The 21,715-nt window shown below is 61.4% G+C and carries 21 protein-coding genes; 5 read left to right on the forward strand and 16 right to left on the reverse strand.

What is annotated here, in order from left to right; genetic code table 11:
* Window positions 1–4: 4 nt before the first annotated feature.
* Genes L2D14_04780 through tsaE form a run of 3 tightly spaced genes read right to left on the reverse strand, consistent with a single transcriptional unit; the run spans window position 5 to window position 2,269 of the window.
* A complete protein-coding gene (locus L2D14_04780) occupies window positions 5–751 on the reverse strand; it encodes a nucleotidyltransferase family protein (GenBank protein WNK00741.1) in 747 nt (248 codons plus the stop codon).
* The gene (locus tag L2D14_04785; GenBank protein ID WNK00742.1) at window positions 748–1,773 is read right to left on the reverse strand and encodes a phosphotransferase; all 1,026 of its coding nucleotides are present in this window, start codon (window positions 1,771–1,773) and stop codon (window positions 748–750) included. The genes L2D14_04780 and L2D14_04785 overlap by 4 nt, the downstream gene beginning before the upstream one ends.
* Window positions 1,766–2,269: a tRNA (adenosine(37)-N6)-threonylcarbamoyltransferase complex ATPase subunit type 1 TsaE gene (gene tsaE, locus L2D14_04790; protein WNK00743.1), complete on the reverse strand. Its 504-nt coding sequence runs from the start codon at window positions 2,267–2,269 to the stop codon at window positions 1,766–1,768. Before tsaE ends, L2D14_04785 begins: the two co-directional genes overlap by 8 nt.
* Window positions 2,270–2,399: 130 nt before the next feature.
* Between tsaE and L2D14_04795 the strand changes: the two genes are divergently transcribed.
* The 3 genes from L2D14_04795 (at window position 2,400) to L2D14_04805 (ending at window position 5,381) form a co-directional block, all read left to right on the forward strand.
* A complete protein-coding gene (locus tag L2D14_04795; GenBank protein WNK00744.1) occupies window positions 2,400–3,443 on the forward strand; it encodes an NAD(P)/FAD-dependent oxidoreductase in 1,044 nt (347 codons plus the stop codon).
* A 61-nt stretch (window positions 3,444–3,504) separates the two neighbouring features.
* A complete protein-coding gene (locus L2D14_04800; GenBank protein ID WNK00745.1) occupies window positions 3,505–4,170 on the forward strand; it encodes a c-type cytochrome in 666 nt (221 codons plus the stop codon).
* Between the two features lie 32 nt (window positions 4,171–4,202).
* Window positions 4,203–5,381, forward strand: coding sequence for an aminotransferase class V-fold PLP-dependent enzyme (locus L2D14_04805; protein ID WNK00746.1), 1,179 nt, complete (start codon window positions 4,203–4,205; stop codon window positions 5,379–5,381).
* A gap of 3 nt (window positions 5,382–5,384) precedes the next feature.
* On the opposite strand, the gene L2D14_04810 is transcribed toward L2D14_04805, so the two are convergent.
* From L2D14_04810 to L2D14_04865, 12 genes are all read right to left on the reverse strand, one after another.
* Window positions 5,385–5,939 (reverse strand): hypothetical protein, encoded by a 555-nt coding sequence (locus L2D14_04810; protein ID WNK00747.1) that lies wholly within the window; start codon window positions 5,937–5,939, stop codon window positions 5,385–5,387.
* 40 nt (window positions 5,940–5,979) lie between these two features.
* Window positions 5,980–8,331 (reverse strand): PAS-domain containing protein, encoded by a 2,352-nt coding sequence (locus L2D14_04815; GenBank protein WNK00748.1) that lies wholly within the window; start codon window positions 8,329–8,331, stop codon window positions 5,980–5,982.
* A 90-nt stretch (window positions 8,332–8,421) separates the two neighbouring features.
* The gene (locus tag L2D14_04820) at window positions 8,422–9,138 is read right to left on the reverse strand and encodes an AAA family ATPase (protein WNK00749.1); all 717 of its coding nucleotides are present in this window, start codon (window positions 9,136–9,138) and stop codon (window positions 8,422–8,424) included.
* 153 nt (window positions 9,139–9,291) lie between these two features.
* Window positions 9,292–10,698: an adenosylhomocysteinase gene (gene ahcY / locus L2D14_04825; GenBank protein ID WNK00750.1), complete on the reverse strand. Its 1,407-nt coding sequence runs from the start codon at window positions 10,696–10,698 to the stop codon at window positions 9,292–9,294.
* 139 nt (window positions 10,699–10,837) lie between these two features.
* On the reverse strand, window positions 10,838–12,235 hold the full coding sequence (locus L2D14_04830) for a hypothetical protein (GenBank protein WNK00751.1): 1,398 nt from the start codon (window positions 12,233–12,235) through the stop codon (window positions 10,838–10,840).
* An 80-nt stretch (window positions 12,236–12,315) separates the two neighbouring features.
* The gene (gene ptsP, locus L2D14_04835) at window positions 12,316–14,106 is read right to left on the reverse strand and encodes a phosphoenolpyruvate--protein phosphotransferase (GenBank protein ID WNK00752.1); all 1,791 of its coding nucleotides are present in this window, start codon (window positions 14,104–14,106) and stop codon (window positions 12,316–12,318) included.
* Between the two features lie 3 nt (window positions 14,107–14,109).
* Window positions 14,110–14,388: an HPr family phosphocarrier protein gene (locus L2D14_04840; GenBank protein WNK00753.1), complete on the reverse strand. Its 279-nt coding sequence runs from the start codon at window positions 14,386–14,388 to the stop codon at window positions 14,110–14,112.
* 8 nt (window positions 14,389–14,396) lie between these two features.
* Window positions 14,397–14,804 (reverse strand): PTS sugar transporter subunit IIA, encoded by a 408-nt coding sequence (locus tag L2D14_04845; GenBank protein ID WNK00754.1) that lies wholly within the window; start codon window positions 14,802–14,804, stop codon window positions 14,397–14,399.
* Window positions 14,805–14,865: 61 nt separating this feature from the next.
* Window positions 14,866–15,756: an RNase adapter RapZ gene (gene rapZ / locus L2D14_04850; protein ID WNK00755.1), complete on the reverse strand. Its 891-nt coding sequence runs from the start codon at window positions 15,754–15,756 to the stop codon at window positions 14,866–14,868.
* Window positions 15,753–16,199, reverse strand: a complete 447-nt coding sequence (locus L2D14_04855) for a serine/threonine protein kinase (GenBank protein ID WNK00756.1) — start codon at window positions 16,197–16,199, stop codon at window positions 15,753–15,755. The genes rapZ and L2D14_04855 overlap by 4 nt, the downstream gene beginning before the upstream one ends.
* Before the next feature lie 13 nt (window positions 16,200–16,212).
* Complete coding sequence (locus tag L2D14_04860) at window positions 16,213–17,859, reverse strand: stimulus-sensing domain-containing protein (protein ID WNK00757.1); 1,647 nt, start codon at window positions 17,857–17,859, stop codon at window positions 16,213–16,215.
* Between the two features lie 58 nt (window positions 17,860–17,917).
* Complete coding sequence (locus tag L2D14_04865) at window positions 17,918–18,613, reverse strand: response regulator transcription factor (protein ID WNK01648.1); 696 nt, start codon at window positions 18,611–18,613, stop codon at window positions 17,918–17,920.
* A 195-nt stretch (window positions 18,614–18,808) separates the two neighbouring features.
* Here L2D14_04865 and L2D14_04870 point away from each other — a divergent pair, with 195 nt between their 5' ends.
* Entirely contained in the window at window positions 18,809–19,825 is a 1,017-nt protein-coding gene (locus L2D14_04870; protein WNK00758.1) for a methionine synthase, read from the forward strand.
* Window positions 19,826–19,953: 128 nt separating this feature from the next.
* Here the strand turns inward: L2D14_04870 and L2D14_04875 are convergent, their stop codons facing one another.
* Window positions 19,954–20,706 carry a TerC family protein gene (locus L2D14_04875; protein ID WNK00759.1) on the reverse strand — a complete coding sequence of 251 codons (753 nt, stop codon included), beginning with the start codon at window positions 20,704–20,706 and terminating at the stop codon, window positions 19,954–19,956.
* A gap of 180 nt (window positions 20,707–20,886) precedes the next feature.
* On the opposite strand from L2D14_04875, the gene L2D14_04880 reads away from it, so the two are divergent.
* A complete protein-coding gene (locus L2D14_04880; protein WNK00760.1) occupies window positions 20,887–21,597 on the forward strand; it encodes a DUF2470 domain-containing protein in 711 nt (236 codons plus the stop codon).
* Window positions 21,598–21,715 lie beyond the last annotated feature (118 nt).

The following is a 21,715-nucleotide window of genomic DNA, read 5'->3' on the forward strand; positions in this document are numbered from 1 at the left end:
CGGTTTATCTTTTCCTCTCGCCGGCAAAGGGCTGGTTCAGAAACGCCTCGGCCTCGGCAAGGCCGTCCGGTGTGCCGATATGGAACCATTCGCCGTCATGGATGACGCCGTATAGCCGCTCGGCCTCGATCGCCTTGTCGAACAATACATTCAACGACCACGCCCCGCCCGGGCTGCCCTCGAAGATACGTGGATGCATAATCTGCACGCCGGCGAAGAGCCATGGCGCGATTTCGGATTCCGGACGGCGGATCAATTTGCCCAGCGGGTCGGCGAAAAAATCACCCTTGCCATCGTAACCGTGGCTTTCGACGGTTGAATGCAGCAGTAAAAGCCCGTCCATGAGATCGTCTCTCCATTCCCGCGCCAGTCGCAACAGGCTATCTTCGTATCCGTCGAGCCAGAATGCATCGGAATTCACAACATAGAACGGATGGGTGCCAGATTCGGTCAGGGATGCGAGGGCATTCTTGACGCCGCCGCCGGTCTCCAGCAGATCGGGCTCATCGGCAAAGACGACGTCCAGGCGCTTCTCGTCAGCCAGGTATGCGCGGATCTGATCGCCGAGGTAGTGCAGGTTGACCACGGCCCGCTCGACACCGGTATGCACAAGGCGGTCCATGACATGGCCGATCAGCGGCTTTCCATTGAGCGCCAGCATCGGTTTAGGCGTCGTGTCGGTGAGCGGCCGCATGCGTTTGCCGTAGCCGGCGGAAAGCACCATGGCGACCTTCGGGATTTCAAAACTCATTGCGGGTCTCCGGAGTTCTCTGGCCGATGGCCGGGCGTGACGCGGCTGGCGGGCGGCACGTTTTGGGCGAACCACTCGGCGACGGGCGCCAGCGCCGGATGCGAAAGGCTGTGCTCCAAGAGCCGCCACACGCGTGGAATATGCACGAGATACTGCGCCTTGCCGTCGCGCTGGCAAAGCCGCGTGAAGATGCCGATCACCTTGGCATGCCGGCCGGCGCCAAGGATTGCAATATCGCGCCTGAGGTCGGTTTCGCGAACATCCCCGCAAGCGGCGACGTAGCGCGCGATCAGCCTGTCGGCGCGCTTGTGATCGACATCGCGCCGCGCATCCTCGATCAGCGACATCAGGTCATAGGCCCGCGCGCCGATCAGGGCGTCCTGAAAATCCAGCAGCCCGCAGCGCGCCGTGGCACTGCGCCCCGGCAGCCACATCAGGTTGTCGACATGATAGTCGCGCAACACCAGCGTTTCGCGCTTGTCGGCGACACCGGCGAAGACACTGCGCCAGGCGGCATCGAAGGTGCCGCGTGCCTGATCGCCGAGCGGGGAGCCGACGGCGGGCATGTACCAGTCTGCAAACAGCATGGCTTCGGCCAGCAATCTGTCCATGTCGTAGTCGGGAATTTCAGCCGGGGCGGTTTTGGCGGACGACAGTTCGTGCAGGTGCACCAGGGTATCGACGGCGGCATCGTACAGAAGACCCTGATCGCCGCCCGCTTCGATGACGCGGGTATAGGTGTCGTCGCCGAGATCTTCCAGAAGCAGGAAGCCGCGCCGCGGGTCTTCGGCGAGGATTCTCGGCGCACTGAACCCGAGTTGCCCCAGATAACGCGCCACGGTGACGAACGGGCGGATGTCTTCCTCGGGCGGCGGCGCGTCCATCAGCACGCAATGCCGCTCGTTCAGCTGCACCCGGTAATAGCTGCGGAACGAGGCATCGGCGGCGAGGATGGAGACCTTGGCCCCGGCCCAGCCGGCATTGGCGAGGAATGTCATCCGCGATTCGGTGCGTTTATCCATTTGCCGCCATTCCTTCGAATACATCTGCGAGCCGCCCGGCCCATTCGGCATTGCCGGCGATCACGATACGCCTGGCACCTGAAATCTCGCCGCTGGCTTCACTGATCGTGACGTGCAGATGCCCGGCGGGCAGCAATGCCCCCAGCCTGTCCGGCCATTCAATCAGGCTGACGGCATCGTAAAACGCATCCTCGATGCCCAGTTCATACGCTTCTTCGGCATCTTCCAGCCGGTAAAGATCGAAATGCCAGATGTCGAGGGCACCGCGTGTATATGTCTGCACCAGGGTGAACGTCGGGCTCGGCACATCCTCGGCCTGGCCCGGCAACGCATTGATGAGCGCGCGGGCAAACGCCGTCTTGCCGGCGCCGAGGGTGCCGTCGAGGGCGATGACGTCGCCGGCGGCCAGTACCAGGGCGAGCCGCCCGGCGAGGGCGCGGGTGCCGCCTTCATCGGTTACGGTGACGTCCGCGATGGTGTCTGCCTGATCACGCATGCCTGCGTTTGTATATGCCGCGCGAATGGCGAACAAGACTTGAACCGCCGCCCGTGCGCACCCATCCTAGGGCATCACCCCGCGCGCGCTTTCCCGAAAGACGGCGGGGCAGGAAAAAGGATGAAAGAACGTGCCTGTTTCGCCAGCATCAGAACGGTTTTCAACGGACGTCGCGATCATCGGCGCCGGGCCGGTCGGGCTGTTCGCGGTGTTCCAGTGCGGCATGCTGGGGATGAGTTGCCGCGTCATCGACGCCTTGCAGGAAATCGGCGGCCAATGCACGGCTCTTTATCCGGAAAAGCCGATTTATGACATTCCGGCACAACCGGAAATCGCTGCCGGTGAGCTGATCCGGGCATTGGAAAAGCAGATGGCGCCGTTCGATCCGCATATTCATCTGAACCAGCAGGTAACGGCATTGGCGGGCGAGGCCGGGGCATTCCATCTGACGACCTCGGCGGGGACGGAAATCGATGCCAAGGCGGTGATCATCGCCGCCGGTGTCGGGGCATTCGGGCCGAAACGTCCGCCGCTTGAGAATATCGAGGATTACGAGGCGCAGGGGCCGGGGCTCGGCGTGAAATACCTGATTCGTTCGGTTAAGGATTTCGCCGGCAAACGTGTCGTAATCGCCGGCGGCGGCGACAGCGCTGTCGACTGGGCGATCCAGCTATCGGGGATCGCCGAAAAAGTGTACGTCGTGCATCGCCGCGACAAATTTCGCGCGATGGACGAAAGCGTGCGGCGCATGACGGTGCTGGCGGGTGAAGGCGCCATCGAGCTTGTCACGCCGTATCAGTTGCAGGGCCTGTCCGGCGGCGCAGGCACACTGGAAGCGGTGATCGTTGTCGATATGGATGGCAATGAGCGCAAATTGGAAGCCGACGTGCTGCTGCCGTTTTTCGGTCTGGCGCAAAGCCTGGGACCGATCCGCGCGTGGGGCCTGGATGCGGGCAGGGAAGGTGTTCCGGTGAATGCGACGACGGCCGAGACCGCAATCCCGGGCATTTACGCCATCGGTGACGTGTCGGATTATCCCGGCAAACTGAAGCTTATCCTGAGCGGGTTTTCGGAAGCCGCGTTCGCGGCGCATCATGCCTATCTGCGGGTGTTCCCGGACAAGGCCCTGCATTTCGAATATTCGACGACCAAGGGGATTCCGGGCCGGAGTTGACAGGTTGGGATCAGCATCGAGGTGTAGTGTCAGGGCACCAATAAGAACAATGGAGCTATCCATGGATATCAAGTCTGCTCTTGCGGTTTTGTGTCTGTTTCTGTTCGCGGCGAACCCGGTACTTGCGTCACACCATGGCGATCCCAAGCGGGGCGCCGAGTTGGCACAGCAGTGCGTCAGCTGCCATGGAGTTGACGGCACCAACAACACCGAAGGTTTCCCCAGTCTTTCGAACCAGAAGTACAAGTATCTGGTCAAGCAACTGCGCGAAATGCGCAATTCCGCGAAAATCCGTACCGGCGAAAAGAACCATGACACAGATGCCGCCCAGGCGATCATGCGCTCACGGCGGACCAATGAAATCATGGACCCGTTCATTGTTGATCTAAGCAACACGGATATTGAAGACCTCGCCGCGTATTATGCCGCGGAACCGTGCCGCGCCGTGATGTCCGAGGCGCCGTTGCCGCCGCCAAGATTTGAAATCCGTTGCCAGGTCTGTCACGGCCAGTTTGGTATTGCTGCGAACAGCAACGTGCCGAATATCGCCGGTCAGGATGCAGGGTATCTGGAACAGCAGCTGCGCAGCTTTCAGGAATCCAGGTCCCAGATGGACGACGGGCAGGAACGCCGACGCGCACCGATCATGGAAGGGCAGGTGCGTCATTTGAGTGAACAGGATATCAAGGATATATCCCTTTACTACGCCCGCCTTCCTTGCCGATAAACGGTGGTTAGCGATTTCAAGGGGAGTTGACCATGACGTTTGATATTCAGCGCGCCCGTGCGGAAACGCCGGGTACCGGGAATGTTCTGCATTTCAACAATGCCGGTGCCGGGTTAATGCCGCAGCCGGTGCTCGATGCCCTGTTCGAGCATCTGCAGCTCGAAGCCGATATCGGCGGGTATGAAGCGGCGGCCGCGGCGCATCAAAAGCGCGAGCGCACGTATCAGGCAATTGCCGAGCTTTTGCATGCCGACAAGAACGAAATTGCGCTGGTCGAGAACGCTTCCGTCGCCTGGCTGCAGGCGTTCCATGCCATGCTCAGACAATTCCGGCCGGGCGACAAGATCATCACCGTGGAAGCGGAATACGCGTCCAACTATATTTCCTATCTGCAGGCGGCACGGACGCACGGGGTTGAAATCGTCGTTGCGCCAAGCGCCGCGGACGGCGCGGTGGATTTGCCGGCACTCGAAAACCTGATAGACGACAAGGTCAGAATGATTGCCGTGACGCACGTGCCGACCAACGGCGGGCTGGTAAATCCCGCCGAGGAAATCGGCCGGATCGCACGCGATGCCGGCGTTTATTATCTGCTGGATGCATGCCAGTCGTGCGGGCAGCTGCCGCTCGATGTGGAAAAAATCGGCTGCGACGCACTGTCCGTCACGGGGCGAAAATACCTGCGCGGGCCGCGTGGCACCGGCTTCCTGTATGTCCGCAAGAACCGGATCGAGGCGCTGGAGCCGTTGTTCCTCGATCTGCACGCGGCGCAATGGACGGGCCGCGACAGTTTCGAAATCCTGCCGACGGCAAAACGTTTCGAGAATTGGGAATTCTATATTGCCGGCGTCATCGGGCTCGGCGTTGCCGTCGATTACACGCTCGGCTGGGGTATGGAGAATATCAGTGCGCGCATCATCGAGCTGGCGGGGAAATTGCGTACATCGCTTTCGTCGATCCCGGGGGTCACGGTGACGGATATCGGCACACAGAAATGCGGCATCACTACGTTCATCAAGAACGGAAAGACACCGGACGAAATCAAAGCGGCGCTGTCAGCAGACAAAATCAACACCTCGGTTTCTCGGCTCGGTTCGACACGAATCGACATGGAAAACCGTGGTCTCGACGAAGTGGTGCGGGCATCGGTGCACTATTACAATGACGAGAACGAGATCGCGAAATTCTGCGAGGCGGTCGAGCGGCTATAGCCCTTAACGCGGGCCGCGCACCTGAGCGTCGGTGAAATACGACAGGATACGCACGAAGTATTCCCCAGTGTAATTCGGATCGCAAGCATCCGCGCCATCCATTTCGCCGGCGATCAGGCCCTGCTGCCCTTCGTCGCTGGCGAGAATCCGCGCCATGACGTCAGAGCCGTTGCCGCCTGAAATGCCGTGGCGGATCATTTCCATGCGGATCGGGGTTTCCAGCGCCGGACCATAGGCGATCTTGTTCATCTTGGCGATTTCCCGGCCGATGCCGACCAGATAGGCGATGTAGAAACGCAGTCCCGAAGGATCGTTGCGCCCCGGCGCCTGATCGCCAAGATCGCGCTGCAGGATCCGCACGGTTTCATTGAGCTTGTCGAGCGCATCGTCGAGCGCAAACGCACCCGGCAACGGTTTTGCCGCTTGCCGCTTTCGACCGCCGGTCCGCAATTTGTCGCCTGCGCGCGCATTCGATTTCCCGGCGGCTAGCAAGGCGCGCACCAGCATCGTGACCATGGCGGCCAGAATGACGACAATGCAGAGCGTTTGCAGGTCCAAGTCCGTTCTCCGTCGAAGCGGACGGTTAGCTATCCGAAGATTACTCCGCCGCGTGTTCGTCTACGATAGCATGATCACCATCAAGGGGCGCAACCCCTTCGGTGGCGCCATCGCCAGCCGGGATGCGGCAGACGACGGTCGCACCCCGTGATTTGTTCGATCTGATCTCGACTTTGCCGCCATGCAGTTCAACGAAGCGTTTGACGATCGTCAGGCCCAGGCCCGGCCCGGCACCTGTGTGATCGTCGCTTTTGATACGCTGGAACGGCTGCATGATTCGTTCGCGTTCGTCCTTCGGGATGCCCGGTCCGCTGTCGGAAACCGAGATTTCGATAACGTCTGCGTCGCGCGCCGCGGCGAGGGTGATGTGACCCAGTTTCGGCGTGAACGTAATGGCGTTGGTCAGCAGATTGAAGACGACCTGCGTCAGGCGCTTGGCGTCGGCCGAGATCCAGCCGATGTCGGGCGGACAGTCGAAATCGATCTTGATGTTCTTGCGTTTCGCTTGTTCCTTCACGACGTTGAAGGCGTCGACCAGAATGGCGTGCGGATCCACGGTGTCCTTGTTGAGTTCCATGCGCCCGGCTTCGATGGTCGCCAGATCGAGGATGTCGGTGACGACGCCCATCATTTTCTCGGACGTGTCGACGATGCCGTTGGCATATTCATGCTGGCGCTTGTTCATTTCGCCGAACATTTCCTGGCGCAGGATATCGGCGAAGCCGTGGATGGTGTTCAAGGGTGTGCGGACCTCCATCGCCACGTTGGCGATGAACTCGGTCTTCATGCGGTCGGCCTCGGCTAGGGTCCGGGCGCGCTGGCGCAAAGCTTCCTCGACCTTGAAGCTGTCGGTGATATCGCCGTAGCTGACCAGCGACGCGCCGTCCGGCAGCGGGATGTTGGCAAACGCCAGGATGCGGCCGTTGATCAGGTCGAGGCGGCCGCTGGAAACCGTGCGCGCCAGAACTTCGCTGGCGATGCGTTCCTTGCGCAGCGACCATTTTTCATTGTTGGCGGCCATCTTCATGCCGAGCGCCTGGATCACGTCGGGCAGGCGTGCGCCCAGAACGAGCTCGCCTTCGTCCAGGTCCCATAGTTTGGCAAGCTGCGGATTGGTCAGTTGCAGGCGGCCGTCGGCGCCGAATACGGCGATACCTTCACGCATGTTCTCGAGCGTCGTGCGTTGGACACGGTCCGCGGATTTGAGCGAACGCTGCATATCGAGCCGGTCCGATACGTCCTCGCACGTCATCACCAGACCGCCGTCATCCAGGGGGCCGAAGCGGCGTTTCAGGGTCCGCCCGTCGGGCAGGTGCAACGCGTCTTCGGCGATGTTGGTAAGCGTTCCGAAACGGCCCAGTTCTTCCGCGCGGAACTCGGCGAAGTTGGCGACTTCCGGCAGACGCCGCAGCTCGCGCAGCCGCATCAGCACGTCGCTCATGCTTGGGCGTGTCTGCAGCCAGTCCGGGTCGAGCCGCCACAGCGCGGCAAAGGCGGGATTGGCGGCGATCAGGAGCGTCTCTGCATCGAACACGGCGACGCCGGCCTCAAGCGGCCGCAGCAGTTCCCTCGTCGGTGCCGTGATGTCGCCGGCCGGTGCGGCGACGATCTCTTCGGCATCGACGGCGAAGCCGATGGTGCCGCTGTTGTCGCCGTTGCCCGGCGCCAGCGGGGTTTCGGTGATCCGCACGCGGCGCGACTGGCCGTTTTCGGTAATGCCGGCGGTCGCGGTGGCGGGTCTGCCCTCGGCACGGGCGCGCTGGCCGATCTCTTCGGCCAGACCCTGAACGCGTTCGGCAGCGCGGTTCTGAAACGCCAGCTTGAGGTTCGCATCCCTGAGCCACAACGGGATCGGCAGGGCATCGAGCAGAGCCGTCAGATGCTTGTCTTCAAGGCCCGAGCCGTTGCGCGCTGCGTCAGCGGCGGGTGCCCCGGCGGCGGCCACACGGCGCATCCAGACGATGTCCGCGACCGCTTCGCCGCCCGGACCAAGGGCGCGTGTCCCCAGGGCCTGGAACGTCCGTTCGCCGCGTCTGAGCGTCACGTCGAAGGGCGTTCCCTTGGCGCGCAACAGGCTGACGCCCTGTTCGAGCTTTTGCAGTTCGTCCGCTTCGAAGCAGGCCCGGATATCGTCATAACGCGCCAGGGTGCCGCTTTCGATTTCCAGCATTTCCGCGAGGCGTCTGGAGCACGAGATGCCGCCGGTGGCGTGATCCCACAGGAAAATGCCGTCGGGCGATGCCGAGAGGATACCCCGCGTGCGGGTGGCAACGGCTTCGGTGCGCCGCCGTTCGGTCGACGCATCGCGTGCGCGCGCACGGTAGACCAGCGCAAACGGCAGGACGATCACCACGCCGACAACGGCGCCGACGATCAACGGCAATACATTCAAAACGGTTTCCAACACGGCCAGAAGTCTACGCCCGATGCGTGCCCGGGCCAAGAAAAGCATTGCAGGGCGGTTATGCCCTCAGCACGCATGTCAGGTCCCATTTTCGGCCTCGATATTCTCGGCGATGCGCATCAGGTGATCGAGCGTCGATTGCCAACGCGACAGTGCGGCAAAGGTGTCCACGACGGGCCCGGTCCATGTCTCGGCGGCGACGGTGCGGGCCGCGGGCAGGAACGGATAGGCGGGGGCAAGCGCCTTCAGCGCGTCGGCCTGTTTCGCCACAGTGCCGGCATAACTGCCATAGGCGATCAGCGGTTTGCGGGCGCCGGAGCTGTCCATGATCAGCCACTTGTCAGCGGCGTCGATATAGTGCGGAAGGTTGTCGAGCGAGGCCCGAAAGGCACGCTCCAAAAGATCGTCGGCGATGTCCTCGCCGCCCTTCATGATGCGGAGGCGAATACGCCTGCGGCACAACTCGATTTTCGGCAGCGCCAGATAGATCAGCGATACGCCCCAGCCGCGGCGGCGCAGACGGATCGCGGCGGACAGCGGCTTGCGACTCATCAGGCGGCTTTCGACGATGAAGCTGCGCCCGCCGGTCTCGGCGATCTCAAGGCGTTTGGAAACGGGAACGATGCGTTTCAGCACTGCATCGGGCAGATCGTCGGCGGCATCGAACCCGCGTGTATCGTCGGCATTGATGTGGCGCGTCGTGCCGATATCGGCTGCAAACAGCTTCGCCGCCAGGGTGCTTTTCCCCGATCCCGGCGGGCCGGCGATGATCCACATGCGTTTTTCGGTGTTCATGTGAATTTATAGGCCCGTGCATATAAAAACGTCATCCCAAACTTGATTTGGGATCCATGCGGCACCGGCACAACGCCAAGTGCGAAAGCATGGATCCTGAACCGAGTTCAGGATGACGATATGTGGCGAGGACGCGAACGCCCTTGCGCTAAATCAGTAACGATACGTTTCCGGCTTGTGCGGGCCGTCGACGGCGACGCCGATGTAGTCGGCCTGTTTCTGGCTGAGCGTCGTCAGCGACACGCCGAGTTTTTCCAGGTGCAAAGCGGCGACTTTCTCGTCCAGGTGCTTCGGCAGCACATAGACGTCGTTTTTGTAATGGCCGTCCTTGTTGTTGGCGTACAGTTCGATCTGCGCCAGTACCTGGTTGGTGAAGGATGCCGACATCACGAAGCTCGGGTGGCCGGTGGCGCAGCCGAGGTTCACGAGGCGGCCTTGCGCCAGCAGGATGATGCGGTTGCCGCTCGGCATTTCGATCTCGTCGACCTGCGGCTTGATCTCGTCCCACTTCATGTTCTTCAGGCCGGCGACCTGAATCTCGCTGTCGAAGTGACCGATGTTGCAGACGATGGCCCGGTCCTTCATTTCGCGCATGTGATCGACGGTGATCACATCGACGTTGCCGGTCGCGGTGCAGAAGATATCGGCGCGCTTGGCGGCTTCTTCCATGGTCACGACCTCGAAGCCTTCCATGGCGGCCTGCAGGGCGCAGATCGGATCGGCTTCGGTGACCATGACACGGCAACCTGCATGACGCAGGCTCTCGGCGGAGCCCTTGCCGACATCGCCGAACCCGGCAACGCAGGCGACCTTGCCGGCCATCATCACGTCGGTGGCGCGGCGGATCGCATCGACAAGGCTTTCACGGCAGCCGTACTTGTTGTCGAACTTGGACTTCGTGACCGAGTCGTTGACGTTGATCGCCGGGAACATCAGCGAGCCTTTTTTCGCCATGTCATAGAGGCGGTGCACGCCGGTCGTCGTTTCCTCGGTAACGCCCATGATGTCCTTGGAATGATCCGTGTACCAGGTCGGGTCGGTCTTGAGGCGCGCCTTGATGGCGGCGAACATGACTTCGGCTTCTTCCGAATCGGGGTTGTCGAGGACGGAAAGGTCTTTCTCCGCTTCCTTGCCAAGATGCATCAGCAGCGTCGCATCGCCGCCGTCATCGAGGATCATGTTCGGGCCGGTGTTGCCGTCCCAATTGAAGATTTCGTGCGTGTACTGCCAGTAATCTTCCAGCGACTCGCCCTTGATGGCGAACACCGGGGTGCCTTTTTCGGCGATCGCGGCGGCGGCGTGATCCTGCGTCGAATAGATGTTGCACGATGCCCAGCGGACCTCGGCGCCCAGCGCCTGCAGGGTCTCGATCAGCACGCCGGTCTGGATCGTCATGTGCAGCGATCCGGCGATTTTCGCGCCCTTGAGCGGCTTCGACGCGCCGTATTCCTCGCGTGTCGCCATCAGGCCGGGCATTTCGCTCTCGGCGATATCAAGCTCCTTGCGGCCCCATTTGGCGAGGCTCATGTCGGCGACTTTGCAGTCGGTGAATGCGGTCATATCGTTCGGCTCCGTGATCAGAATTTCAAAACACTTAAAGACATAAAGATTTCTTTATATCACCTTCTTGACCGGATTTATAACGCCGCCGAGACACGGGGGCAAGGGGAAAAAACGGTTGGGCAGACAGGAAAACCCGTCACTGCGATAGCAATATTTTTCCGCGGATGACGGCAAGGCGCTGTTCGATATCCGCGACCTTCGGATCGTTGCTGCGCTTGAATATGCGCAACACGTCCGAGAAGCACTGTTCCGCAGATTTCAGATGGTCCGTATCGTTTGTATGCAAGGCCAGCACACAAAGCGACTCTGCGAGGTTGGCGGATGTCATGGCATAGTCCATCGGCACTTTGTCGCGCGTATAAATCGTCAATGCGTCGCGCAGGCAGTCGATACCGCGATACAGCGCATCAATGTTCTCCGGGTCGTCGCCCAATGCGCTCAGCATGCTGCCGAGATTGTTCTTTGCCATGGCCCAGTCGAGCGGAAACGCTTTCGGATTGTATACCGTGAGGGCCTCGTGCATGGCATCGAGCGCGGCGATCGCATGTTCGGGTTCGCCTGCACTGCGGTAGACATTCCAGCATGCTGCACCCAGGTTCGCTTGCGCCATGGCCCAGTTTTGAACGTCCAGATTGCGATAAAGCACGGGAATGATGCTGCGGAGAAGATCACACGCGGACAGGAGGATTTCGGTATCGTCGAGAATCAGGCCAAGCTCGGATTTACAGTTGGCCAGCGTCATGTCGAGTCGGGCGCGGTCGATATTTTCGGTGAAATGAGGCGCCGCTTTTTTCAAGGCGGTGATTGCCGCCAGTATATCCGCAACCTCACCGGTGCGTGCGCCAAGGACTGCGAGATAGCTTGCCCGGTCCTTCAATCGCCGGGCGAAGCGCGTCGTGTCGACGTTTTCGAGTTCGCAGCAGAGACGTTCATTCAGGTCGATGGCGCGCCGCAGGTTCCGGTCCCAGTTTTCATCTTCCCGGACGGCAAAATAGAGCGATTGAAGCCGGTCGAGTGTGAGCAGGTAGAGATCGTGTTCCAGCGTCCCCGTCAGTCCGGTTTCCATCGCGTGGATGCAGGCGCCGATCAAGACCGGTGACGCCGGGCAGGTGTCTGCGATTTCGGTCAAGGCCGCGCCGAGGATGTTTGCCGCCAGCAATTCGGCGGTCGCGGGATCGGCGGCGTTTGCGGTACGCACTGTGAACGTGTTTGCCTCGCGCCCCTTGTGTTTAACTTTCGGATAACGTGAAACGGCGCACCGGAAAAGGCGCGTTCCCGCCATGTCCGGCGCGGTTGCCCAGACCACGGCATCCACATCGGCATCGACGAGGAATTCGTTCAGGCTTTCGGCGCTCAGGCGGTCATAGTCGGTGCTGTCGACAAGGATGGCCGCGGGAGGCGAAACGGCGTGCGGTGCGAACGTGGCGATGCAGCTTCTCAGCCAGGTCTTTGTCGCGCCGTCTGCGTCGCCGTCGATGCTGGCGATATAGACGATCGGCGTGTGTTCCGCCGTGCGGATATCGATGTTGTTCATACTGTCCCCCGTGCGCTGTTCGATGCTTGCTCACGGAAGCTATGAAAGGGGCAGGGCGTTTTTTTAGCTGTGCGGGAGAACTATCGTCCGACTTCGTTGAAATCGTCGATCATCATGGCGATTCGGCCGCTGTCGGTCTGTTCCATGATCTGCAGGGCGCGCTGCGACGCGGCCAGTGCATCCATGTCGCGGATGCGTTTCTTGACCAGCGGGATATTACTCGCGGTCATCGACAGGTCGTTCAGACCGAGACCGATCAGAAGCGCCGTGTAACGCGGGTCACCGGCGATCTCGCCGCAGATCGATACCGGAATGCGTGCGCGCAATGCCGCCTGTGTGGTGAACTGTACCAGTCTTAGTACCGCCGGGTGCAGGGAATTGAAAAGATGCGCCACGTGCTCGTTGGCGCGGTCGACGGCGAGCGTGTACATGGTCAGGTCGTTGGACCCGATGGCGAAGAAATCGCTGGCCCGGGCCAGGGAATCGGCGGCCAGCGCCGCACCCGGCACCTCGATCATGACGCCGACCGGGGGCAGGGGGGTGTGCAGCTCGTGGCCTTCGGCTTTGAGCTTTTCCGCTTCTTCGGCCAGCATCGCCTTGGCGCGCTTGACCTCGCTCGGGGTCGTGACCATCGGCAGCAGGATGCGCACGTTGCGATTCGAGGCGACGCGCAGAATGGCGCGGAACTGGGTTCTAAGCGTGTCGGGATTGGCCAGCGACAGACGGATTCCGCGCAGGCCCAGGGCCGAGGCCGCTGCTTCGTCGATATTCGACAGCAGCGCCGGGGCCGGCTTTTCGCCGCCGATATCGAGGGTGCGGATGGTCACCGGCAGGAATTTCATCGGTGCGACGATCTGCTTGAGGATCGCCGTCTGTTCATCCTCGCTCGGGATGTCGTCGCGGTTCATGAACATGAATTCCGAACGCAGCAGGCCGACGCCCTGGGCGCCGGAATGATGCACCGCCTCCATCTCGACCGGCAGTTCGACGTTGGCCATCAACTGCACTTCGGTGCCGTCGCGCGAGATCGCCGGCTCGAACCTGAGCCGGTCCAGCGCCCTGGCGCCCTTGCGCTTTGCGGCCAGACGCTTTTCGTATTTACGGACGGTCTCCGGCGTCGGCGCGACAACGATCTTGCCGGCATAGCCGTCGACGATCACCGTATCGCCCTGCATCACGCCGTCCGCGAGACCGGCGGCGCCGAGCACGGCCGGCAGGCCCAGGGCGCGCGCCATGATCGCGGTGTGGCCTTCGGTGCCGCCAAGCACCGCAGCAACGGCGGCGACGCTCAGCGGATCGATCTGCGCCATGTCGGCGGGCGACAACTGATCGGCGACGACGATGCCGCCCTTGGGCGGTTTCGGCGGGGCCTTGCCGGGCGCGCGCACGAGAATGCCGATCAGGCGTGTAGCGACCTCGCGGATATCGTCGAGACGCGCCGCGATGTAGGCATCCGCCATGGCCTCGAAGCGTTTCGCCAGGGATCTGAATTCCTGCTGCACGGCGGCTTCGGCATTGATGCGGTCGCGTTCGATGCTCTGGCGTGCACCGCGTACAAGGCGCGAGTCCTCAAGCATGGCGAGGTAGGCATCGAACAGGATGACAAGTTCCTCGCCCGCCGCGCCCTGCATCTCGCGGGCGCGCTCCTGCAGGCTGCGGATTTGCCGGCGCGCCACCTTGACGGCGCTATCCAGGCGCTTCAACTCGTCGGCGATTTTTGTCTTTGCGACGGCATAGGTCTGCACTTCGATATCGTCGCCGAACCGCACGAATGCCTTGCCGATGGCGATCCCCGGCGCGGCGGCCAGGCCTTCGAACACCTGTTCTTTTGGCTTTTTAGCCGGCGCTTCCTTTTTCGGTGTTTTGGTCATCGCTCAGTCTTCTTCGAACTTGTCGGCGACCAGGGTCTCGATCGCGTCGAGCGCGGCTTCGGCATCGGTCCCTTTACAGATCACCGTGATGTCGGTGCCGGTGCTGGCGGCCAGCATCATCAGCCCCATGATCGAGCGGCCCGCCACGCTCTGGCCGTTTCGTTCGACCTCGATGTCGCAATCGAAATTGCCGGCGGTCGCCGCGAACTTGGCGGCGGCGCGGGCATGCAAGCCGCGCTTGTTCTGGATCGTGAACGTTCTTTGTTGTGCGCCCTCGGTCATGGCGCTGATCAGGTGCTGCCCTGAGCAAGCAGTTGCGAGGCGATGTTGATGTACTTGCGTCCGGCGTCCTGGGCTTCCTTGGCGGCGTCCGCCAGTGTGCCTTCGTCACGAATCGAGCCGAGCTTGATCAGCATCGGCAGATTGACCCCGGCAATGACCTCGATATTGCCCTGATCCATGATCGAGATCGCCAGATTAGACGGCGTGCCGCCGAACATGTCGGTCAGCACGATCACACCGTCGCCTTCCTCGACTTCCTCGGCCTTGGTGACGATTTCAGCGCGCCGCTGTTCCATGTCGTCATCCGGCCCGATGCAGACGGAGGCGATGTTTTCCTGTGGCCCGACGACATGTTCGAGCGCAGAAACGAGTTCGATGGCCAGGCGGCCATGAGTGACGAGCACCAATCCGATCATTGTCGGTTATCCCTTATCCCCGGTCTCTTTTTTTGTACTTGGTGGAATTGTGAGCAGATTCTCAGGCTTTGTCCAAGTCCCTGTGACGAATTTGCGCACGCCATCCGTTATCCTTAAGCCATGCATGGAAGCGTTCGGCAATGAAAACCGACCGGTGACGCCCGCCGGTGCAGCCGAAAGCGATGGTCAGATAGCTTTTCCCCTCGGCCCGGTAGCGTGGCAGCAACGGCCCTGTCATCCCGGTCAGATGCGCGAAGAAATCTTCGAACGCCGGATCTTTGGATACGTATGCCTGCACTTCCGGGTCCTTGCCGGTTTTCGGCCGGAGTTCCTTGTCGTAATGCGGATTCTTGAAAAACCGGACATCGAACACAAGATCGGCATCGCGCGGCAGTCCGCGCTTGAACGAGAACGAGGTGACGAAAATGGCGAGGCCGGGGTCGCTGTCCATACCAAAAGTATGCTCGAGTTGTGCCTTCAGTTCGCCGAGCGCGAAATCCGTGGTGTCGATCACATAGTCGGCGCGAGCGCGCAGCGCTTCCATGGCGCGGCGTTCACGGCGGATGCCGTCGATCACCGGGCGGTCGGCGGCGAGCGGGTGGCGGCGGCGGGTTTCCTCGAAACGCCGGCCCAGTACCTCGTCGTCGCAGTCCACGAACAGCAGGGAAATATCGACGTTGGAGGTTTCCTGAAACTGGTCGATCATTGCCAGCAGATACGTCGCGTCGAAATCGCGGGTGCGGATATCGACACCGATCGCCAGCGGCTGGTTGTCCTCGCTCGGTGTATCGCCGCCTTCCAGGCCCGGAATCAGTCTGCCGATCAGCGACAACGGCATGTTGTCGACGGCTTCGAAGCCGATGTCTTCGAGGAGCTTCAGGGCCGAGCTTTTTCCGGCCCCGGAAACACCGGACACCAGCAAGACGCGCGTTTGCGGTTTTTCAGTACTCATTTCGGCTCCAGCATATCCTTATCATGGACGGATAATGCAAGGCGGATTTTTGCCGCTGCCGACGCCTGGAACGGATCGAGGCAAATACGCCGCACCCGAACCCCCATGAATGATGCGTGAAGTGTTTCCGGCAGCCGCTCCACATCCGCAGGCTTCACCAGATCGACAATCAGTGAAAGCGGCACTTTTGTTTCATGCGCCATGCGGACGATGCCGAGGCCGCGGACCTCCATCAGTCCGGCCAGCTTGCCGGGCGGCGATACCAACAGTTTGCTTGGTCCTGCAACGATGTCGACCCGGTCGTCGGCAACAAGTTTTGCCCCGCCGTCGATCAGGCGAAGCGCCAGATCGGATTTGCCGGCCCCGCTCGGCCCCAGCAACAAAACACCCCGCCCATCGATGGCGACGGCGCTGGCGTGGAGTTGCTGCGGAGGTGCGGTCATGTGAGCCTCCTTATCAAACGCTGCGCGCCGGCAGGCGCACGATGAATCTGGCACCGATCACCTTACCCGCACCGTCGCGCCGGTTCATGGCCGTGATCTGGCCTTCGTGAACATCGATGATCTGTTTTGAAATGGACAGCCCGAGGCCGGAGTGCGTACCGAATTTCTCGCCTTCGGGGCGGGCCGAATAAAAGCGGTTGAAGATTTCCACCTCCTTGCCTTCGGGGACACCGGGGCCGTCGTCGTCGATGGTGGCGACCAGCCATTGTCCGTCGCGGCCGAGCGAAATACGGATCGAGCCGCCGTCGGGCGAGAAGGTGTTGGCGTTCGAAATAAGGTTGCGGAAGACCTGCACCAGCCGGTCCTCGATGCCGTCGACCTCGAGCCCGCCGTTGGCGACGATTTCGAGTTGTACCCTGGCATCGCCTTCCCGGTTGGCGGCGGCCCGCATCTCGACGAGGGCGCTCAGCAAACCCGCCAAGTCAACGGTCGCGAACTCGGTGCGGCTCAATTCCGCATCCAGCCGCGATGCGTTCGAGATATCGCTGATCAGCCGGTCGAGACGCGCCACATCGTCGGTGATGATCGCCATCAGCTTTTCGCGCTGCGCCGGGTCGGTGACGCGTCCGGCGGTTTCGACGGCGGAGCGGAGCGAGGTCAGCGGGTTCTTGATTTCATGCGCGACATCGGCGGCGAATCGCTCGATGGCGTCCATGCGCAGCCACAACGCTTCGGTCATTTCCTTGAGGCTGAGGGCCAGATCGCCGATCTCGTCGCGGCGTTCGGTCAGCAGCGGGATGGTTTCCTTGCGGCCCTTGTCGTGGCGGATGCGTTCGGCGGCGATGGCCAGTGCGCGGATCGGCCGGGCGATGGTCCCGGCCAGATACAGCGACAGCAAAATGGTGACGCTGAGCGCCACGGCAACGACTTTCAGGATATCCCGCCGGACGTCATGGAGCGCGGTTTTGATGTTTTCGCCGTCTCTGGACAGCATGATCGCACCCAGCACCTGCTTGTATCGCTGCACCGGCACGGCGGCGCTGAGCACCAGGCCGTCGCGCCCGAAACGGCGTGCGGCGACCGCGCTTTCGCCGATTAGCGCGGCCTGGGTTTCGGGAAAATCGCTTGCCGACTGCAGCGGGTTTTCCCGGTATTTCGGCAGCGGGCCTTCGCCGCTGATGGCGCGCGCCAGATTGTCATACTTGTCGAGCAGGGTGTCGAGAAGATCGAAATCGTCCTCGGGCGGGCGCAGAATCTCGATCTGTACCGTACCCCCGGCACCGCCGAGACGCCGGGAATCGACGATCATGGTGCCGTCGGCGCGGAACAGCCGGGCGCGGGTTTCGGTGATTTCAACAAGCCTGCGGGTGATCTGATAGGCGATGTCTGAAACCAGATACTGGCCATTGGGCGCTTCCGATACGACGGCGCCTTCGCCGAGTGCGGCGGCGAACATCTCCGCCTGGACTTCAAGCGATGCCAGTTCGTTGTCGATCAGCGAGCGCCGGTATTCGCCCAGATACAGCAGACCGGCAACAAGCGTGCCGATGGCCAGAAGATTGACCGTCAGGATACGCCGCGTCAGGGGTGAAACAAACGGCCGCGACGCGGTGCCCCGCATCGTTCCCCGAGGTTCGTCTTCCTGCCCCCCCTTGGCCATGTATCCCCCGACGTTGGAAAATTAACGGAGACCCGTCCCGGTGATCTGTCTCCCGGCGTTATGCCTTATAGCGATAGCCGACGCCATAGAGTGTTTCGATTTCCGAAAACTCGGGATCGACCTCGCGGAATTTCCGGCGCAGCCGCTTGACGTGACTGTCGATGGTCCGGTCCTCGACGTAGATGTTCTCGCCATAAGCAGCGTCGATCAACTGGTCGCGGTTTTTCACATGACCGGGACGGCGCGCCAGGGACTCGACCAACAGGAATTCCGTTACCGTCAGAGTGACTTCCCTGTCTTTCCAGGTGCACAGGTGGCGGTCCGGGTCGAGCATCAGTTCGCCGCGCCTGAGCACGTTTTCGCCGTCTTCGCCCTCGGTCACGGGGCCGGCGTCCTGGCGGCGCAGAATGGCACGGATGCGCTCGATCAACAGACGTTGCGAGAACGGTTTCTTGATATAATCGTCTGCGCCCATGCGCAGACCCATAAGCTCATCGACCTCGTCATCCTTCGACGTCAGAAAGATCACCGGCAGGGCGTCTTTCTTGCGGATCTCGCCCAGAAGTTCCATGCCGTCCATGCGCGGCATCTTGATGTCGAGGACGGCCAGGTCGACCGGGTGTTCGCCGATGCCCTGCAGGGCGGCAACGCCATCCGGATAGGTGGCGACGTCATAACCTTCGGCTTCAAGAGCCATGGATACGGATGTCAGGATATTTTGATCGTCGTCGACCAGCGCGATTTTCTGCAACATGGGCTTGGGTCCAGTCATGATAGTGGTGTTACCTCGCTCCTGGTACGTGGCCAATATGGCCAAATTATATGCGAATTGCGGCGAAATAAGGCATGATCAATGCCTATACAGGTGTATTTGCCGCGCGCATTCACTATCTGAGCTTAACGGAAAACAATAAAAACATCGAACATCGAGGATTTCAGGGAGGAAACCATGATCAAAACGACAATCGCCGGGAGTCTGCCGAAACCGGCCTGGCTCGCGGAGCCGGAGAAACTCTGGGCACCGTGGCGGATTCCGGACGACCTGCTTTTCGAGGCTCAGTCGGATGCGGCGCTGGCGTGGATTAAATGCCAGGAAGACGCCGGGATCGATATCGTCAGCGACGGCGAACAGTTCCGAAAGCATTTCGTGCACGGCTTCCTTGAAAACATCGAGGGCATCGACTGGAACAAGATGACGACCATGGGCATCCGCAACGACCGCTATGACGCCGACGTGCCGACGGTGACGGGCGAGGTCAAGCGGAACGGCTCGGTGCACGCTGCCGGTGCGAAATTCTGCAAGGAACACGTCAACGGCGGCTACAAGTTCACGCTGCCGGGGCCGATGACCATCTGCGATACCATCGCCAACGGCTATTACGATACGCGCCCCGACATGGCGATGGCCTTCGCCAAGCTGCTGAACGAGGAAGCCAAGGAACTGGAAGCACTCGGTGTCGATGTCATTCAGTTCGACGAGCCGGCCTTCAACGCGTTCACCAAGGAAGCCGCCGAATGGGGCGTTGAAACCCTGGAAGCCGCCGCCGACGGGCTTAAATGCACGACGGCCGTGCACATCTGTTACGGCTACGGCATTCAGGAAAATCTCGACTGGAAGGAAACGCTGGGCGACGAATGGCGTCAGTACGAGGATTTCTTCCCGGCGCTGAACGCCAGCAAAATCCAGCAAGTCTCGCTGGAATGCGCCGACAGCCATGTGCCGCATGAGGTGATGGGGATCCTGAAAGACAAGGAAATCCTGGTCGGCTCCATCAACGTCGCGACCGAGGAGATCGAGACGCCGGAGAAGGTCTGCGCCACGCTGACGGCGGCGGCCGAGTTCGTCGATCCGGAACGCATCATCGCGTGTACCAACTGCGGCATGGCGCCGCTGCCCAGGCACGTCGCCGAAGGCAAGCTGAAGGCGCTGGGTGCCGGTGCGGAACTTTTCAGGAAGTCGCTCTAGGGGTCAGCTTGCTCTCGCCATTCCGGCGACCGCCGGAATCCAGGGCAAAGCGTGCCCCTGCATCCGGCGAGCCGAAATGTATCCCTGGGCCCCGGCCTGCGCCGGGGTGACGACGTAAGGGGATCGCCTTACGCGGCACCCTCGGCCTTCAGTTTTCGGCGGCGCCGGCGCGACAGCATGTTCAGCCCCTCGACGAATCCTGAAAACGCCATCGCCGCGTAGATGTAGCCCTTGGGGACGTGGAAGCCGAGGCCGTCGGCGATCAGCGTCATGCCGATCATCATCAGAAAGCCCAGCGCCAGCATGACGATGGTCGGGTTGTCTGCGATGAATTTCGACAACGGATCGGCGGCGACCAGCATCGCCATGACGGCGATGATCACGGCAATGATCATCACCGGCAGGTGGGTCGTCATGCCGACGGCGGTGATGATGCTGTCCACGGAAAAGACCATGTCGAGCAGCAATATCTGCACAATGGCGGCATTGAACGCCATGCCGGCGGCGCCCTTGTTGAAGATATCGGGCTCCGGGTCCGGATCGACGTTGTGGTGAATCTCCTTGGTCGCCTTCCACACCAGAAACAGGCCGCCCGCGAGCAGGATCAGATCGCGCCATGAAAAGCCGTGCGCGAAAATTTCGAGCACCGGATCTGTAAGGCCGACGATAATGCTCAGCGTGCCGAGCAGGATCAGGCGCAATACCAGCGCCAGGCTGATGCCGATGCGCCGCGCCTTCGGTTGCTGATCGACCGGCAGCTTGTTTGTCAGGATCGAAATGAAGACGAGGTTGTCGATGCCGAGGACGATTTCCATGACGATCAGCGTGACGAGCGCGATCCATGCTTCGGGGGTTGCGGCGAGGGTTAACAGATGCTCCATGGCACCTCTCCGGTTTGCTGGTGGTTATGCGTGATCGTAGGGCGTCAGATCAGCACTCCGCACGGGCGGGGTCAATGGGCGCGGCATGCCGTGAGATACCCGTTCTTCGATCCGATCGTGATTTCTTGACGCCGGGGGGCGCGCTCCGCAAAGTCCACTGGAACGTTTCGGAGGCATATCATGACGGCACGCAGAAACGCAGATATCTCGAGGCTTCTGACCCGCAGACGCGGCGTCGGCATGCTGTCGACGGTCATGGCCGACGGTGCGCCATACGGATCGCTCGTCACCTATGCCTGCGATCATCAGGGACAGCCGCTGTTTTTGTTCTCGGGGCTTTCGGATCACACCAAGAATCTGGCCGGCGACAGCCGCGCCGCGCTTTTGGTTGAAAATGCCGCCAGGAACCGTAACCCGCAGACCGGCCCGCGCCTGACATTGATGGGCAAGATCACACGCGACAAAAAGCCGGAAACCCGCGCACGCTTCCTCGCCCGCCATCCCGATGCGGCGCTTTATGCGGGGTTCGGCGATTTCGGCTTTTACCGCATGTCGGTGGAGCGTGCGCACTACGTCGGCGGCTTTGCCCGCGCCGTCTGGTTCGAGGCGAAGCACATCCTGACCCCGAAAAAAACGGCCGCCGAGATGGCGTCGATCGAGGCCGGGGTCATCGCCCATATGAACGCCGATCATCCGGATGCCGTGCAGGCGTATTGCGAGTCGCTGCTTGGACGAAAACCGGGCGAATGGCGGATAACGGGGGCGGATTCGGATGGTCTCGACCTGATGGCCGACGGCCGCTATGCGCGTCTCGAATATGACAATCCTGTAACAGATTCAACGACCTGCCGCAGTGCACTCGTGACGCTGGCCGAACGGGCCAGAAAATAATCCCAAAAAAAGCCCGGAAACCCGCCACTTTGTCTTGATTCCACATAACCACTTTGTCTAAGTTCGCCGCCTTCGGGTGGACATCAGGCGGCAGGTGCATAGACCGCTGAAATAGGAG

It is taken from the genome of Thalassospiraceae bacterium LMO-JJ14 (genome assembly GCA_021555105.2).
In the GTDB taxonomy this organism is placed as follows: domain Bacteria; phylum Pseudomonadota; class Alphaproteobacteria; order Rhodospirillales; family Casp-alpha2; genus UBA4479.